General features: G+C 35.5%; 11 protein-coding genes and 1 tRNA gene. 7 read left to right on the top strand and 5 right to left on the bottom strand.

Annotated elements, in window-relative coordinates; translation table 11 throughout:
• Window positions 1-66: 66 nt before the first annotated feature.
• The gene (locus tag JM83_RS05395) at window positions 67-432 is read right to left on the bottom strand and encodes a hypothetical protein (protein WP_144960094.1); all 366 of its coding nucleotides are present in this window, start codon (window positions 430-432) and stop codon (window positions 67-69) included.
• A 75-nt stretch (window positions 433-507) separates the two neighbouring features.
• Complete coding sequence (locus tag JM83_RS05390) at window positions 508-1506, bottom strand: DUF1028 domain-containing protein (protein ID WP_222430215.1); 999 nt, start codon at window positions 1504-1506, stop codon at window positions 508-510.
• Between the two features lie 137 nt (window positions 1507-1643).
• Here JM83_RS05390 and JM83_RS05385 point away from each other — a divergent pair.
• From JM83_RS05385 to JM83_RS05355, 7 genes are all read left to right on the top strand, one after another.
• A tRNA-Arg gene (locus tag JM83_RS05385) sits at window positions 1644-1715 on the top strand.
• 122 nt (window positions 1716-1837) lie between these two features.
• On the top strand, window positions 1838-2854 hold the full coding sequence (locus JM83_RS05380) for a LacI family DNA-binding transcriptional regulator (protein WP_144960092.1): 1017 nt from the start codon (window positions 1838-1840) through the stop codon (window positions 2852-2854).
• A 561-nt stretch (window positions 2855-3415) separates the two neighbouring features.
• Window positions 3416-5785: a TonB-dependent receptor domain-containing protein gene (locus tag JM83_RS05375; protein WP_144960090.1), complete on the top strand. Its 2370-nt coding sequence runs from the start codon at window positions 3416-3418 to the stop codon at window positions 5783-5785.
• A 259-nt stretch (window positions 5786-6044) separates the two neighbouring features.
• A complete protein-coding gene (locus tag JM83_RS05370) occupies window positions 6045-6863 on the top strand; it encodes a sensor histidine kinase (RefSeq protein WP_144960088.1) in 819 nt (272 codons plus the stop codon).
• Complete coding sequence (locus tag JM83_RS05365; RefSeq protein ID WP_144960086.1) at window positions 6860-7603, top strand: LytR/AlgR family response regulator transcription factor; 744 nt, start codon at window positions 6860-6862, stop codon at window positions 7601-7603. The genes JM83_RS05370 and JM83_RS05365 overlap by 4 nt, the downstream gene beginning before the upstream one ends.
• A 653-nt stretch (window positions 7604-8256) precedes the next feature.
• The gene (locus JM83_RS05360; protein ID WP_144960084.1) at window positions 8257-8787 is read left to right on the top strand and encodes a YSC84-related protein; all 531 of its coding nucleotides are present in this window, start codon (window positions 8257-8259) and stop codon (window positions 8785-8787) included.
• Between the two features lie 86 nt (window positions 8788-8873).
• A complete protein-coding gene (locus tag JM83_RS05355; protein ID WP_144960082.1) occupies window positions 8874-9548 on the top strand; it encodes a haloacid dehalogenase type II in 675 nt (224 codons plus the stop codon).
• Window positions 9549-9551: 3 nt separating this feature from the next.
• Here the strand turns inward: JM83_RS05355 and JM83_RS05350 are convergent, their stop codons facing one another.
• The 3 genes from JM83_RS05350 to JM83_RS05340 all read right to left on the bottom strand — a co-directional run bounded on the left by JM83_RS05350 (window position 9552) and on the right by JM83_RS05340 (window position 15260).
• Window positions 9552-10928, bottom strand: coding sequence for an FAD-containing oxidoreductase (locus JM83_RS05350; protein ID WP_144960080.1), 1377 nt, complete (start codon window positions 10926-10928; stop codon window positions 9552-9554).
• A 2-nt stretch (window positions 10929-10930) separates the two neighbouring features.
• Window positions 10931-11491, bottom strand: a complete 561-nt coding sequence (locus tag JM83_RS05345) for a peroxidase-related enzyme (RefSeq protein WP_144960078.1) — start codon at window positions 11489-11491, stop codon at window positions 10931-10933.
• A gap of 160 nt (window positions 11492-11651) precedes the next feature.
• Window positions 11652-15260 carry a metallophosphatase gene (locus JM83_RS05340; protein WP_144960076.1) on the bottom strand — a complete coding sequence of 1203 codons (3609 nt, stop codon included), beginning with the start codon at window positions 15258-15260 and terminating at the stop codon, window positions 11652-11654.
• Window positions 15261-15342 lie beyond the last annotated feature (82 nt).

Genomic DNA, 15342 nt, shown 5'->3' with positions numbered 1-15342 from the left:
AATTTCCCTCTCATTATTTCTATCGAATCCAATATAAAAATGGCTTTTTTAAACCTTTTCTTCAAATTAATTTAAATCTGCTCCCACAGGTTTAGCACAATCATGTCCAGGTTGCCCATGAGGAGGGTTCTTGGCAGGCGTATCTGCGCCTTGAACCCGCACTGGGGAAACATTGGGATTAAGAGTGGTCGTGTTACTTTGTTGAAGGTTTGTAGTAGCTGCTTGATCTAATGGAGTCCCAACAGGAATATCACAGCGATGTCCCGGCTCACCGTGAACAGGGTTCAATGCTGCAGTGGTTCTAGGGTTTTTGTTAGTTTCCACTTTAGAGTTTGCAGGTGTCGCTTCAGCCTCTTTCTTTTCGTCCTTGCAAGCAACCATTGCACTTAAACTTAGGGCAAGAATTGCAATATTTAAAATTCTGGTTTTCATAATAAATTTTTTTAAATTTCTGGATGATCAATTTAATCCCTCATTGAGGGTGTGTTTCCCCGAGCTTCTTGATGCTTAATTCACAATCTTATCCAATTCGGATTCGGTTAAATTCAGTAGGCCAGAATCAGGTAATCTCAAGGTCATTGTTCTCCAGTTTTCATCTTTTTCAAATATCGACTTAAAAACTGGGATTGCTTCCTCAAATCGTTTACTATTTGCTAGGGCTACCGCTTTCCAATATTTCATCTCCAAATTCTCTGGGAATAATTTTTCAGCACTACCATATAGTCTTAGAGCTTCATCTACATCTCCTGCTTCCATAGCAAGATCTCCTTTATTCATAAATTCATAGGCACGGGCAAGGGTAAGTAACCTGTCCAATTCCTTGAGTGGTGCAGGATTATCATCTACCCTAAGATCTATCTTTTTATCTTCCCAAGAATTCTTGACCTTGTTGGCGCCTACTACAATAAGCGCTGCAGATTGTTTTCCGCGAATATCACCACCCGCATCTTGGGCTGCCTGAAGCACTTTTACAATGCGTTCTGCCAATGGAAAATCTGAATTTTCTAAAAATGCTGCCTTCATGGCAGGAACAACTTTATCATTTAGCATCATATTTGCCTGCACCGAAAAGTTTTTTCCCACATGATGATAAGCAGATTCCACACATTTGTCTCCAGTGTGGGCTGCAGCTCTTCCTTTGGCATCTAAAAATGCAACTTGTCTATAAGCTTCCCCATCATCATCTGCAATTAGTTCCTCTAAAGCTTGCTTGGCAGATTTTCCTTCTTCCATTAATTTCAATCCATTTGGGCCATAAGCAGGGTTCACAAAAGATTGGGTTGCTACCACCCCAACTCCGGATTTTCCCCAAGCCACCAAAGGCCCCACCGAAAACCAATGGCTCTGTACCCCCACGGCCATTTCTCCGGTTACAGAGTCCCGGGCTACTATAGAAAAGGTGTGTGCAAAAGGATCTTTCATAATTGGATGATTTTGGGCGATCATAGTTCCTGAAAACATAAGAGCTATTAAGAATATAATGGGGTATTTATGCTTTGGGATCATAATGCGAATTTTAATTAAAAATAGGAAAAATCTAGCTATCTACCAGTATCTCCAGTTTTGGATTGAAAATTTGGTTCCTTCGAAATTTATGAGAAGAATGTTGTAATAAGTTCATAAATTTACGGCAATTATTAAAAGGCCTCGTAGTTCAACGGATAGAATAGAAGTTTCCTAAACTTTAGATCCAAGTTCGATTCTTGGCGAGGTCACTAAGCCGATTAAATCATTTAATCGGCTATTTTGCTACTTGAACAATACAGAATGTAATTTAAAACTAGGTTAAACTGGATTAAGTTCTCTAAATTTAATTTTTCAGTAAATAAAAATTAGGATGCGATCTAAAATCACTTTAAAAGAACTGGCTAAATTGTTGAATGTTTCCGTGTCTACAGTCTCCAAATCCTTGAACGGAAGCCCAGAGATTAGTGAGAATACTGTAAAAAGGGTTAAAGAATTGGCAGAACTCCATAATTATAGTCCCAATCTTACCGCAATAAATTTAAAACGCCAGAGCACTGGAAACATCGCAGTGATTGTTCCCAATATTTCCAATACTTTTTTCGCAAAAGTGTTGGGCGGAATACAAGCAGAGGCCAGAAAACTCGGATATCAAGTAATTACCTATATTTCCAATGAATCCTTGACTGTAGAAAAACAGATTATGGATCTCGTTTCGAACGGTATAGCCGATGGCATATTGATTTCGCTGTCTGCCGAAACCCAAACCACCAAAAATTACGATCACATTTATAGATTGACCGAATATGAGATCCCAGTGGTTTTATTCGACCGAATTAATGTAGCACTAGTATTGGATAAAGTTGGGGTAGACGATATGCAAAGCATCTATAATGCAGTACAGTATTTGAAATCTAAAGGACTTTCTAAAATTGGGTTGGTTTGTAGCATTGGCGATCTGGGCTTGGCTCAAGCAAGGATAGAGGGGTATAGGGCCGCGATGGGCGATCTCCATGTACCCTTGAAAGAGGAATTTTTAATAGTATCCAAAGATTCCCGGGTTTTAACAAAACAACTCGACCTTCTGCTGGAGAATCATAAGATGGAAGCTTTTGTTACCTTGGATTATTTGAGCACCCTTTTAACATCCAGAGTGGTACAAGAAAAAGACCTCAAAATCCCCCAGGACATCAAAATCATTGGATATGTTAATGAAGATTTCGCACCCTTCCTTTGGCCTTCCATCTCCTATATAGATCAGCATCCCATAAAAATAGGAGAAGAAGCTACGCAATTGCTAATGGAAAGGATAAAAAAACCACAACCTAAAAATGTGGAGGAAAAAGTTTTAAAAACCGAAATCATACATTTGGATTCTACAGATTTTTAGGCCATTCATAACGTTGAGGCTATGGCAAGTAGGGCAGGTGATAAGCACATACCTTTCCGTTTAAGGACTTAGCCAAAGCTTTTCGTTTTGTAATTATTTCTTTTTTCAATTGCCAAATCCTAAAGATTTGGCGGACTTAGTAAATACGCCCAAGCCAATGGGTACGGCACTTACCGCCCTATTTGTTATAGCCATTAGCATTTGTTGTTTCCGCCCGAGTGTGCCGTCTCCGTTGCGTTCCGCTTTATTTTTTTTACTCCGTGCGAGTGAAAATTCCGCACGTTTTTTTCCTACTTCTCTAAAATATCAAAAAAAATAGACCGCACGGCGGTCGATTTTTAATTTCGTCCGAGTTGGTTTTTCCTCCGCAAACCTGCTCAAAAGTCCATTTGCGATTCCATTCCGCCCGAGTAAGAATTCCCGCTCTGATTTTTCAATTCCCGTCAGAGTAAAAATTCCCCTAATTCATTTCATTTTTTCCTCAATTCATTGCATAGCTATTTCAAAAACAGCATTCTCAAAATACTTTTGGAGTATTATTAATTTTAAAATACTATTATTATGAAAACCATAACAACACTTTTAATGGCTTTTATTTGTTCGATCAGTTTCGGACAAGACTTCACAGGAAAAATAATTGATAAACAAAATCTACCTATTTCATTTGCTAACATTATAGCAAAAGACAAAGCGGATAATTCACTGATTACAGGTGTAATTTCTGATGAAAACGGTGATTTTTCTATCGATTTAAACAATGAAAATTTTTATTTAGAAATTAGTTTTGTAGGATTTGCCACAAAAAAAATATATCCTATTGAACCTACTATCGGAAACATCGTTTTAGAGGAAGAAGGACAACAACTACAAGGGGTAATGATTACTGCTCGTAAAAAACTTATTCAACAAAAAGTGGATAGATTGGTTTTTAACGTAGAAAATACAGTTGCAGGCACTGGTGGAACCGCGCTTGATGCACTAAAAGCTACACCAAGTGTAAATGTAGATACTGACAATTTAGCCATTGTAGGGAAAGGAAGTGTACGGGTAATGGTCAATGATAGAATTGTACAATTATCAGGAAATGAATTAAGTGCATATCTGAGTACTATCGCATCCGATGACATTAAAAGTATTGAAGTTATTACAACGCCACCATCAAAATATGATGCTGAGGGCAATAGTGGACTTATTAATATTGTCCTGAAAAAATCAAAGGAAAATAGCTGGAATAACCAATTAAGAACTTCTTACACCCAAGCAACATATCCGTTATTTAATTTTGGAAACACATTTAACTATAATAAAGACAAAGTTAATTTAATTGCTTCGTTGAATGGGACTAAAGGAAACACTGCACGATTTGATCAATATGATATTGTGTATCCATCTGCCTCGACCGAAACAAATCTTGATGTAAAAAATAAAGAGAATATGATCTCAGGTAGGTTGGGTTTAGATTACAATGTGACGGATAATGCTACTGTAGGAATTTTATATACAGGGTCGTTTGAAAATAAAAGTATTAACGATGATGGAAGAACATTAATAAATGATGGTAATGGAACGTTTACAATTAATCAAGGTAACGCCGAGAGAACAAACAAAAACCACTCAATAAATGCGCATTACATTCAAAAATTAGATACACTTGGCAGAAAACTATCTATTGATATTGATTATTTTAATTTTAACAATTCTTTTGATAGAAACTTTAGCAATGAACAATTTATTACAAATCCTAGTTTTTTTGAAGCGGAAAATAACACCAATCAAGATATTAAAAATTACAGTGGTAAAATAGATATGGAACACCCAAGTGAGTGGGCAAATTTTTCTTACGGAGTAAAAACTACACTAACAAAAACAGATAGTGACGTAAATTTTCTCAATATGACAACAGGCATACCAGTTTTTGACCCAACTCAAAGTAATGAGTTTATCTATTCTGAAAACATTAATGCAATATATGCAGATATGTCTAAGCCATTAGGTGAAAAATGGCAAACAAAAATCGGGCTTCGTTTTGAAAATACGCAAACCAAAGGCGTTTCAAAAACAAACGATCAAACCGATACCAACTCATACAATAAACTATTTCCATCGGTATTTGTAGGATATAATCCAAATAGTGAAAATATGTTCAATCTGAGTTATAGCAAAAGAATTCAACGCCCCAGTTTTGAGCGTTTAAATCCGTTTCGTTTTTACATAAGTCCAATTTCGTATCAAGAAGGAAATCCTTTTTTACAGCCACAAATTTCTGATAATTTAGAAGTTACACATACGTATAAAGGAAAACTCATCAGTAAAGCATTTGTAAGTTATGTAGATGATGGATCTTTCAACATTATCGAAGCGGAAGATGGAGACCAACAAAGAATAGTAATAACATTTGACAATTTTTATACAGCTTATAATTACGGGTTAACCGAAACTTTCATATATAACCCAACCAAATGGTGGAATACCATGACCCAGGCAACATTATCAAAAATGGACACACGCTACAAAGATGGATTTGATTTAGACGCCAAATTGTTAAGTGGCTGGAACTTCCAGTTATATAACAGAAACACATTCCATTTGAACAAAGCAAAAACCGTACAAGCGGAAACAACACTTATTTACGCTTCGCCACAAAAATTGATGTATTTTTCAGTATCAGAAATGGTTAGTCTTGATTTAGGTTTAAAGTTTTCGTTACTGGATAAAAAACTAAATTGCACAGTAGCTGTGAACGATATATTAAAGCGCAAAGCAACTAGTGTTAATACCAAGACCAACGGCATAGACCAAACATACCTTAACTATTTTGATACTCAAAATGTAAAAATTAGCTTAAACTATAGCTTTGGTAACAAAAAAATAAAAGTTGAGCAACGTAATTCTGGAAACGAAGAAGAACAAAATAGAGCAAAAAATAACTAATCTAAAATATGTTTTGTTGATCTAAAATTATAAAGAGGTGAAGGTGTTAAATCGAAAAATAAACGTAAAGCAAATTTTAATAGTACTTGTATTATTGTTAACAGGTAACGGGGTTAAAATATATTTTTTTTATAAACTACGCACCGCTGCTAGCACTAGTGATATTGATTTTTACAACTATTTTGATCACCTCTCTATTTTAATATTTTCTCTACTTGCATTACTGTCGGTGTTGGTTTCTTGGAAATTCATTAATAAGATGGATATCACAAACACAATCCTAAAATTCGTGAAGGTTTATATTTTATCTTTTTTTATATTTACTCTTATAGGTCTAATTGTCGATTATGCTGTTTTACGTGTTCTGTTAGGTAATAAACTAGAATATGATATCATAACTAGATTAAGAAATACGCTCTCAGTTGCATTTATACTTGTTGATGTTTTTGCGCTTACTTCAGCATTTTTATATTTCAGGCAATCCCAAAAAACCGCATTAGAATTAGAACAAACCGAAAAAGAAAAAGCGACTTTACAATCGCAAATGCTCCAAAAGAATCTAGAGCCTCATTTTCTATTCAATAATTTGAGTATTTTATCAGGATTGGCAAAAAATAGGCCTGAACAAATTGAAAGCTTTATCGACGATTTTTCGGATGTATATCGGTACTATTTAAAACACGGAAAAAAGCAACTGGCCGAGTTGAAGGATGAACTTTCATTCTTGAAAAATTATATGAATTTGATAGAAAAACGATTTGGAAATACGTATCAAATTGAAAATAGTATCGAAAATACAGATGGTTTTATCATTCCTTGTTCGTTACAATTATGCGTAGAAAATGCAATAAAACACAATAGAGGGAGTAATAAAATTCCGCTGGTGATTTCACTTTCACGAAAGGAGGATACTATTGTGGTCAAGAACAAACTTAACAAAGTGGATTTTACGCTCGGAACAGGAACGGGAAATGATTATTTAAAACGCCAATATCAACTCAATTTTAACAAAGACGTTATTTTTACAGAAACTAATAATGAATTTATTGTTGAAATCCCCTTAGTTTTAGAAATATGAAAGTACTGATCATAGAAGACGAAGCCATAAATATTGAAATCATTTCAGACCTTATTCTTCGATATAACGACAAAATAGAAATTGTAGCTTCGTTACAAAGCAAGGAAGAAGTCGAAAAATGGTATCAAACCAATGAACAAGTAGATGTAGTGTTTTCTGATATTGAACTGTTGGACGGAAATGTATTTTCGCTATTGAAAACCAATATTATAAAATCCCCGATTATATTTACAACTGCCTATAACACTTTTTACCAAGATGCTTTCGATGTAAACGGAATAGCGTATATACTAAAACCCATAAGCTATAACAAGTTTTATAAAGCAATGGAAAAGTTTGAAAGCCTCCAAAATAAAGAGGTTGATTGGAATAAAATAGCGGAAACCATAGACGGATTAAACAACAATTACAAAGAACGCATCATTTTAAAGACCAAGACGGAAATAAAAATTTTAAGCACAAATTATACTGGAGCAATTTTATCCAATTCAGGAAAATGCATCGCGATTGACGAAAATGGAAAAGAGAATGAATTTCGCTACAAGTTATCCGATTTAATAAAAGAGTTAAACCCAAAAGAATTTTTTAAAATTAATCGTGGTGAAATCGTAAATATCAAGTTCATCGAAAAAATTGAGCCTTACTTTGGAGACAGATTGGCAATTTCAATCAAAAACTACAAACAGCATTTAATTACAAGCGCATCTGCAACAAGCGAATTTAGAAAATGGATTGAGTAAAAAATACTTCTTTAATTCCTGCGTATAGTTTTTCAATTCCGTCCGAGCTGCAGTTCCGACTGCAATTTTACCGACTCCTAAAAAGTCCATTTTGCGTAATTTTGAAATCCTGCGGAATGCTTTTTTACAATAAATGCTAACATAGGATATTTCCAGTAACAATAGTTTTATCCAGCAAGGACTTCACGATTTTTCCTTCTAAAACCCTTTTTTAAAAAATTATCCAGTCTTAGTACATTAACGTTCTATAAATATTAATTCCCTGTTCATTACAACTTTGGTTCGACCTAACTTAATTGAAGTTCAAAGACCGTCAGTTCGTAATTTTTCATGTAAAAATTGTATCGAGAAAAGGTTTTGGAACGAAAACCGCTGTCTATATAGAAAAATTCTTTCAGAATTTCACTCGAACTGACGCGATTTTCTTGGGTCGGACCCAAGTTAACTTCTAATTTCAAAAGTATTTTCTTCTCGGTCTTTCCAGGCATATATCTCTTGGTATTGTTCCCGAGATCCTTAAACAGATAGATTTATTTTCTTAATTAATTAACACTAAGGCAAAACGTTTCCTAAAGAAAAGTGAAATAACAAGCGATTAACACTAGTGGTTATTTAGCTTATCTATATTTGATTTATTAACCAAAAAAACAAACATGAAAGTATTAAAAACAAGTTTAGTTGCCTTAATGGTAATTACGATGGCAAGTTGTGGGACTAGTAAGAATACCGCCGCCGATATCATGGCAGATTCTAGAGATGCCAAAGCTAGTGTTTCAGCAAATAATCCTGAAATTGCTGCATTGTTCAACAATTCTGTAGGATATGCAATTTTCCCCAATGTTGGTAAAGGTGCCTATATTATAGGTGCTGCCTCAGGTAATGGAACCGTTTATGAAAAAGGAAATTTAGTAGGATATGCAAGCCTTAAACAAGTAGATATTGGATTACAAGCTGGGGGAAAAGCTTTTATTGAAGTGATTTTTTTCCAAACTCAACAAGCTTTAGATGATTTTAAGAAAGGGAATTATGAGTTATCTGCGAATGCTTCAGCAGTTCTATTAGAAGAGGGAGTATCCAGAGATGTTGAATTTAGAAATGGAGTTGGGATTGTAACCAAAGCAAAAGCAGGTGCCATGGCAGGAATATCTGTTGGTGGACAAAAATTTGATTTTGATCCTATATAATAACAACCTATAATTACAATAGTTGGAACCGATCTCTTAATGGAGGTCGGTTTTTTTAATAACTTATTATTTTTAAAGAAAGGAAGATGACCACAAAACCTAAATTATTGATTTTCGATGTAAATGAAACCTTATTGGATATGTCTCCCTTAGAGCAGTCCATTAACCAAGCTCTCAAAAATGAATGGGCTTTCGATATTTGGTTTCCGACCTTGCTTCACTATTCATTGGTGGAGACCCTCACAGAAAATTATAGGGACTTTTCAGAGATCGCTGCTGCAACCTTAAAAATGGTTGCTCATAAACTAGATGTACAACTTTCAGAAGAGAAAGTAAAGAAGGTGTTAAGTCCGATAACTAAATTATCTGCTTATCCAGAGGTTGCTAAATCCTTGGACATCTTAAGCAACAATGGTTTTAAATTAGTTGCGTTATCCAATGGGAAACCACAGGTAGTACAGGATCAATTAAAATATGCCAAGATTCATCATTTTTTTGATAAAGTATTGAGTGTAGAGGAAGTAAAGAATTACAAACCTCATGTTTCTACCTACCACTGTGCATATTCCTTAATGAATATTTTACCCGAAGACAGTATGCTTATTGCAGCTCACGGATGGGATATAGCTGGAGCGAAGCGGGCAGGGCTAAAGGCGGGATTTATTGAAAGATCCGGAAAATCCCTATACCCACTTGCTATAGAGCCGGAAATTACTGGAGCCTCATTAGCGGAGATCACTAATTTCCTATTGAGTATTTAAAATTTAATTTATAGGTTTTGGATTCTCCAGCATGGTAGGGATCAATTCGCTTACAGTTGGGTGAATATGGACAGCATCCCTAATTACGGTATAAGGGGCATCCGCATACATTAGGTCTATGATGCTATGGATATACTCATCGGCTCCGGTTCCTAGAAAAGTTGCGCCCAATATTTTCTCGGTTTTTTCTTCAATAAAGATCTTCAGCTTTCCTTGAGTTTCACCCATTTCTTTAGCCCGAGCTATTTTAGACATGGCTCTGGTTGCTACTTTAGCTTTTAGACCTTTTTCTTTGATCTCTTTTTCGTTAAGACCAACTCTTGCAATGGGTGGATCTATAAATGCAGCATAGCACATAAACCTATCTGATAACATTCTTTTATTCTCCTGAAAAAGATGAGAATTTACGATTTGAAAATCGTTGTAAGCCGTATGCGTAAAGGCTCCTTGGCCGTTGCAATCTCCAAGAGCCCAAATATGTGGAAGGTTGGATTGAAGTTCATTATTCACTTTAATATAGCCTCTTTTATCCATTTTCACTCCAATCTTCTCGAGATTAAGGCTATCTGTATTTGGAATTCTTCCAGTAGCGATTAATAAATGGGAACCGATAATAGAAGGAGATCCTTCAGTACAATTAATATTAACTTCAATTTGATCTCCTACATTTTTTGCACTTATGCATTCGGCATTTAACCTGATGTCTATATCTTCATTTTTAAAGATCTCGGCAATCCCTTCAGCAATATCATTATCCTCGCGTTTCAGTAATTGATCTCCGCTTTCCAAAATTGTGACTTTACTCCCAAAACGGCGAAACATTTGTCCAAATTCGAGCCCGATATAGCCGCCACCAACAATAATAAGATGTTCGGGAATTTCTTCCAATTCCAGAATACTGGTATTGGTAAGACAGTTCACTTCCTTGAAGCCTTCAGGAATTCTGGCTCTCCCACCAACATTGATATAGAATTTATCTGCAGTAAAGGTTTTGCCATCTACTTCCACTGTATTTGCGTCTTTAAATTTTGCAGTTCCTTTTAATAATGTGATACCCTCAGTTTCTGTCAGCATCTTGTTCAAGCCATCTCTGGAATCTTGAATAATTTTATCTTTCCTAGCCTTGATCGTTTTGAGGTTTACTTCAACTTTCCCTTCAATTTCAATACCTAAATTAGAACTATTTTTTGCGATAAAGGCCCTTCTCGCACTTGCTACATAAGCTTTCGTAGGCGTACACCCTACATTTACACAAGTACCACCAAGATGAGCTTTTTCAATAATCAATGTGCTTAAGCCATTTTTTGCAAGACTGGCAGCCAAAGGAGGCCCGGCTTGTCCTGTTCCTATAATTATTGCATCGAATTTTTTAATGTCCATATTTAGTATTTATAATTTTTTCCTTCATCTTCTTCCAATTCCACTCCAAGTGTTAGTACCATTCTATTCACAAAATTGAAATAAGAAACCACCAAGGTAGCATCTAAAATGGCAGCATCGCTCCAACCAGTATTCCTTAAGTTTTCGGTAAGATCGGTTTTGTTATTGGCTTCTGGGTGTAAAGTAAGAAGGTGTGCAAAATCGCATAACGCCATTTCTTTTTCAGAAATAGCCAGAACCTGATAATTTGTTTTTAGTATTTTTAATTTCTCTTCATCTTTCCAATAATGATATAGTGCATTCCCATGATGAGTTGCACAATAAATGCATTTATTGGCTATAGATACAATTACAGCAATCATTTCTCTTTGCGCTCGCGAAAGTTCAGACCTTGTGAACATGATCTCCATATAAAGATCTACGTGTTTCACAATGCTCTCTGGGCGCAAACTTTGGATTTTTAGAACTTCGGCCAACTGACCACGACTTTCTACAATTCCGTCATAGATCTCTTTCAATTTACCTTCGGCATCTTCATGCTGGATAACTTTAATTCTGCTCATGGATTCTGGTCTAATTTTATCAGAAAAGTGAAGATAAGAAAATATCTAAAAGCTGTTTCAGGCTTATATAGTCGAAATAAAAGGAAGTACTTATCAGAAAAAACGATGCCTGAACTATTGGATCAGGCATCGCTTTAAATTTATAGTTAAAAAGTATGCTCTAAAATTTAAAACCAAAAGTAAATACCACTCTATCATCTTCATCACTGGTATAATATCCAACATTTGCAGTAAAGGCGCTAAACCCGTTTATAAAAATAGAACCTCCATAACTGGTATGCCAGTCTTTGGAATCTTCATTATTTAACCAAACCCTACCGTAATCGAATCCCCCGGTTACCCCAAAACGCAACGGAATAAAGTTTGTCTGGATTTTTCCAAGACCAATTCTCAAATCGGTACTTTGGTAAAAACTGCTTTTCCCATTGAAACGCTGATTTCTATAACCTCTTAGGCTTTCATTTCCGCCCAACATCGCACCGTGATAAAATTCATAGTTATCACTAATAATAACTTCTCCACCAATTTTGGTAGCAAGAACAATTATACCACTATTGTGTAAAGGATAATCTATAGAAATAGAGGGTTTTAAATACCCTAGCTCATTGTCATGATCGTCTATATTCGTTTTATACCCAGCAGTAAGATCTATTTGGGTTCCCAGGGTTGGATACGCAGGGTTTTTTCTTTTATTTAGATATTGATAAATTACCTCTGCTCCAGCGTAAAGCTGATCTTCAAAAATATCGTTGGATGCTTGGAAAGTATCGGCTATAAACCTATCGGTGTCTCTAGAAACCTCTAAAGATTCTATGGTAGGCCCAAATTGAAATCTACTACCCCTGTTATTGGACCAAATTAAGGTAGGGGAGAAACGCCATTGCTCAATATTCACTCGGTTATAATCTAAATCTATATCATTATCGTAAACGGTTTCATTTCCTTTTCCGAAGTAATTCAACGTAAAGTTGGGACTTGTGTAATAAGCATCTATTCCCAAATTCCAGTTATAAAAAACATGTGCGAATTCTCCGAAATAACTTAATTCCAAACCTTCGGTATCAAAATAATAATTTGCTCCTACAGTATGTTGCGTTGTAAAAGGGTTTTTCGCTAATCCATACGTAGTATAAGTATCGGAAATTCCAACATTCACCCCAGCATCTGAACTGTATCCTAAAGCTGGAAAAGCGCTATTTTGGGAGGTCTTTCTTTTTGTGAAATCAAAATTATTGATGTCGTAAGAATCTACCAGCCATTTTTTACCAGCTTTTTCAATTGTATTCTTTTTGCTCTTGTAATCGTACAATTTTGCTCTCCTGGAATTTTCGAAATTGTAAATATCATTTTCCTCGCCCCCTAAAACTTTTAGTTTTATTAGGTTTGTTCCTTTTCCTTCAATTTTAAATTCATCGTCCCCATCCAATCCGTAAACCCAAATTTCTTTGGTGTCTTTTGCATTGTAGTTATTTTGGAAAACAACGGTATCTTTTCTTAAAATTTGAATTTCTGTAACCCCCTCATTTTTTCGGGTTATAAGAAATTTATCATCCTTATCTGTTCCCGTAACAACATGGAACTTATTTAAATATTCATAATAGTCGCGGGTCACTTCCATTAAATTATCCCGCCGGATCTTTAAATTTTTCTGAATATTGGCAATGCTTTCATCTTTTATATCTTCGGGCAAATTAGCGAACGCACGTTCAATTTTAGCGTTGGTAAGATTGGACTGAATGAATTTCACTTGCTTTTCCCAATCTTCCCAAGTAGAATTCTGGATAATCATATTATCCATTGGATAGCCCGCAGTGTTGAACCACTTTACATTCTTGATAGAAGAATTAAAAGATTGCATTGCTCTAAATGGAGGGAATCCTAATTTCAATAAAGAAATAATTGGACCGTCATATTTAGAAAAAGCCTGATCTCTATCTCTTGGGATTACTTTGTAGATTTTTTTATCATCCCCTTCTTTAAATTCTGCCCAACGAAACTGGTCGTCATGTCGATCCCAATCTCCAACAAGCATATCAAAAATTCGTGCTTTTAAATACTCGTCTTCATCTACATTGGCATCTTTTGACTCTAACAGCTCATCCCTAAGATCTGAAGAGCTCAAAATATCATCTGGTGAACCAAAGATCTCCATGTCTTTATTTTCGTCTCCCACATGTTCTTCCAACATATAAAGTTCATCTCCATACTCATCATTAAAAACCCCTAAAGCTTCTTGTTTTGGAACAAAATATATTTTCGGACTTACATGAAGAATGTTTACATCGTCCATTAGGTCATTTAATGCAAAAGGAGCATAAGGATGTGCCGTGGTGTAATAATCCATCACAATTCTTTCAGCAACAGTATTGTCTACAATATCTGCCACATAATGTTCCCTCATATTCTTTTGAATAAAACGGATAGCGCTTTTTCTTAAAGCTCTTAACGTGTATTCATTTTCGTTATCATTTATAAGCCTTAAAGATCTGGATTGATTCCCTCCACCTTCTGTAATTGGCTTTACATTTCCAGGCAGATCATCCAAAAACAATATGGGAGCACTTATTTGTTTGCTATAAATATCACGGTAGTGGTCACCCCAAGCCCATTTATACAATCCGCTTTTATCTGTTTCCTTCATGGTGTATATAGAAGAAACTGCAGTATTGCCATACGTGTCTTTAGGTTTATAGGAAACTTCATCTAAAGAAGTCCTTTTTCTTTGAATCTCCTTTTCGAACAAGAATTTGGAATCGGTAGCCGTGGTTTCGTAAAAACGAACCAATGAGCTTCCATCTTTAAATAGGATAAGTTTTGCATACCCATTTTTATTCGATGCAAAATGTCCTTTCTTCGCTGCGCTAGCTTTTTGAGTTTTAGCCGCCGCCCCACTTATAATTTGTGGTACTTCATGATGATCTAAGTATTGAAGGTTCCTATCGTTCCCGGATACAAAGATCACATCTTCAAATTCACGTGCAGTTGCCTCCAGTATATTATGAAGCCTGCTCTGTTCTGGATTTTGGTAGGTTTGGTCTGAAAACCCAGCTACTTTATCTATAAAGCCATATTTGGTGCTGCTTAAAATTGGATGGTGCACAGCAACAATAACGGTTTTGCCAAAATTGTCTTTTAATTCATCCCGGAACTCTTCAAAGAATTGCGCCCTGGTTTTAATATCACATTTATTGTTGATGTAAGGATATTCATCCCAATCTTCTAGATACCATTGAGAATCTATCATAATTAATGCAACATCCTCATTTATTTCTTCACTTTCAATTGGGCAACCATCATTTGGCCAAAATTTCGCTTTGCTGTTATCCTGTAAAAAAGATTCCAGATCGTCTATACTCTTGTGCCCTTTTTTGTTCCATTCGTTCACGCCTGGAGTGAAGATTACTTTCCCATTGAATTTTTCGATGGGAGCTAAAAGTGAATTTTTTAAATAGGTTTCTGTTTTTCCCTGAGCCTTGCCTTTGGATGGATATCCCTTTTCTTTGGTTATGTTTCCAACAATTAACAAGGTTGCATCTTTGTCTTCTTGCGAAGACTTTACAATTTCGCTTAAAACCTCTTGAGAGATCTTATTGCTTTCATCCAAACCGGTATTAGCGGTAATATAAAAAGTATGGGCAACTTCTTTTCCTTGAGTAGCACTTTTATCTTGTGCAAAACCGGAAGAGCAAATAGTGAAAAATAATAGAAGACTGAAATTCGGGAAGTTAAAAATTCGTCGGTAGTCCAGGGTAGACGTAGATTTGTGCATATTCTAATAGTTATTAAGAGCTTATTTTAGTGTGATTTGTAAGGTAAAAACCTCTAAAAACAGGCAAGATTCAAAAAAAATC

This window comes from Gillisia sp. Hel_I_86 (assembly GCF_007827275.1).
In the GTDB taxonomy this organism is placed as follows: domain Bacteria; phylum Bacteroidota; class Bacteroidia; order Flavobacteriales; family Flavobacteriaceae; genus Gillisia.
Note: the sequence above shows the minus strand (reverse complement) of the source record. Positions and strands in the feature narration are given on the sequence as shown.

Coding starts and splice junctions, on each gene's coding strand:
- JM83_RS05355 (WP_144960082.1), top strand. CDS start 8,874: ATGACCACAAAACCTAAATTATTGATTTTCGATGTAAATGAAACCTTA.
- JM83_RS05360 (WP_144960084.1), top strand. CDS start 8,257: ATGAAAGTATTAAAAACAAGTTTAGTTGCCTTAATGGTAATTACGATG.
- JM83_RS05370 (WP_144960088.1), top strand. CDS start 6,045: ATGGATATCACAAACACAATCCTAAAATTCGTGAAGGTTTATATTTTA.
- JM83_RS05390 (WP_222430215.1), bottom strand. CDS start 1,506: ATGATCCCAAAGCATAAATACCCCATTATATTCTTAATAGCTCTTATG.
- JM83_RS05395 (WP_144960094.1), bottom strand. CDS start 432: ATGAAAACCAGAATTTTAAATATTGCAATTCTTGCCCTAAGTTTAAGT.
- JM83_RS05380 (WP_144960092.1), top strand. CDS start 1,838: ATGCGATCTAAAATCACTTTAAAAGAACTGGCTAAATTGTTGAATGTT.
- JM83_RS05350 (WP_144960080.1), bottom strand. CDS start 10,928: ATGGACATTAAAAAATTCGATGCAATAATTATAGGAACAGGACAAGCC.
- JM83_RS05365 (WP_144960086.1), top strand. CDS start 6,860: ATGAAAGTACTGATCATAGAAGACGAAGCCATAAATATTGAAATCATT.
- JM83_RS05340 (WP_144960076.1), bottom strand. CDS start 15,260: ATGCACAAATCTACGTCTACCCTGGACTACCGACGAATTTTTAACTTC.
- JM83_RS05345 (WP_144960078.1), bottom strand. CDS start 11,491: ATGAGCAGAATTAAAGTTATCCAGCATGAAGATGCCGAAGGTAAATTG.
- JM83_RS05375 (WP_144960090.1), top strand. CDS start 3,416: ATGAAAACCATAACAACACTTTTAATGGCTTTTATTTGTTCGATCAGT.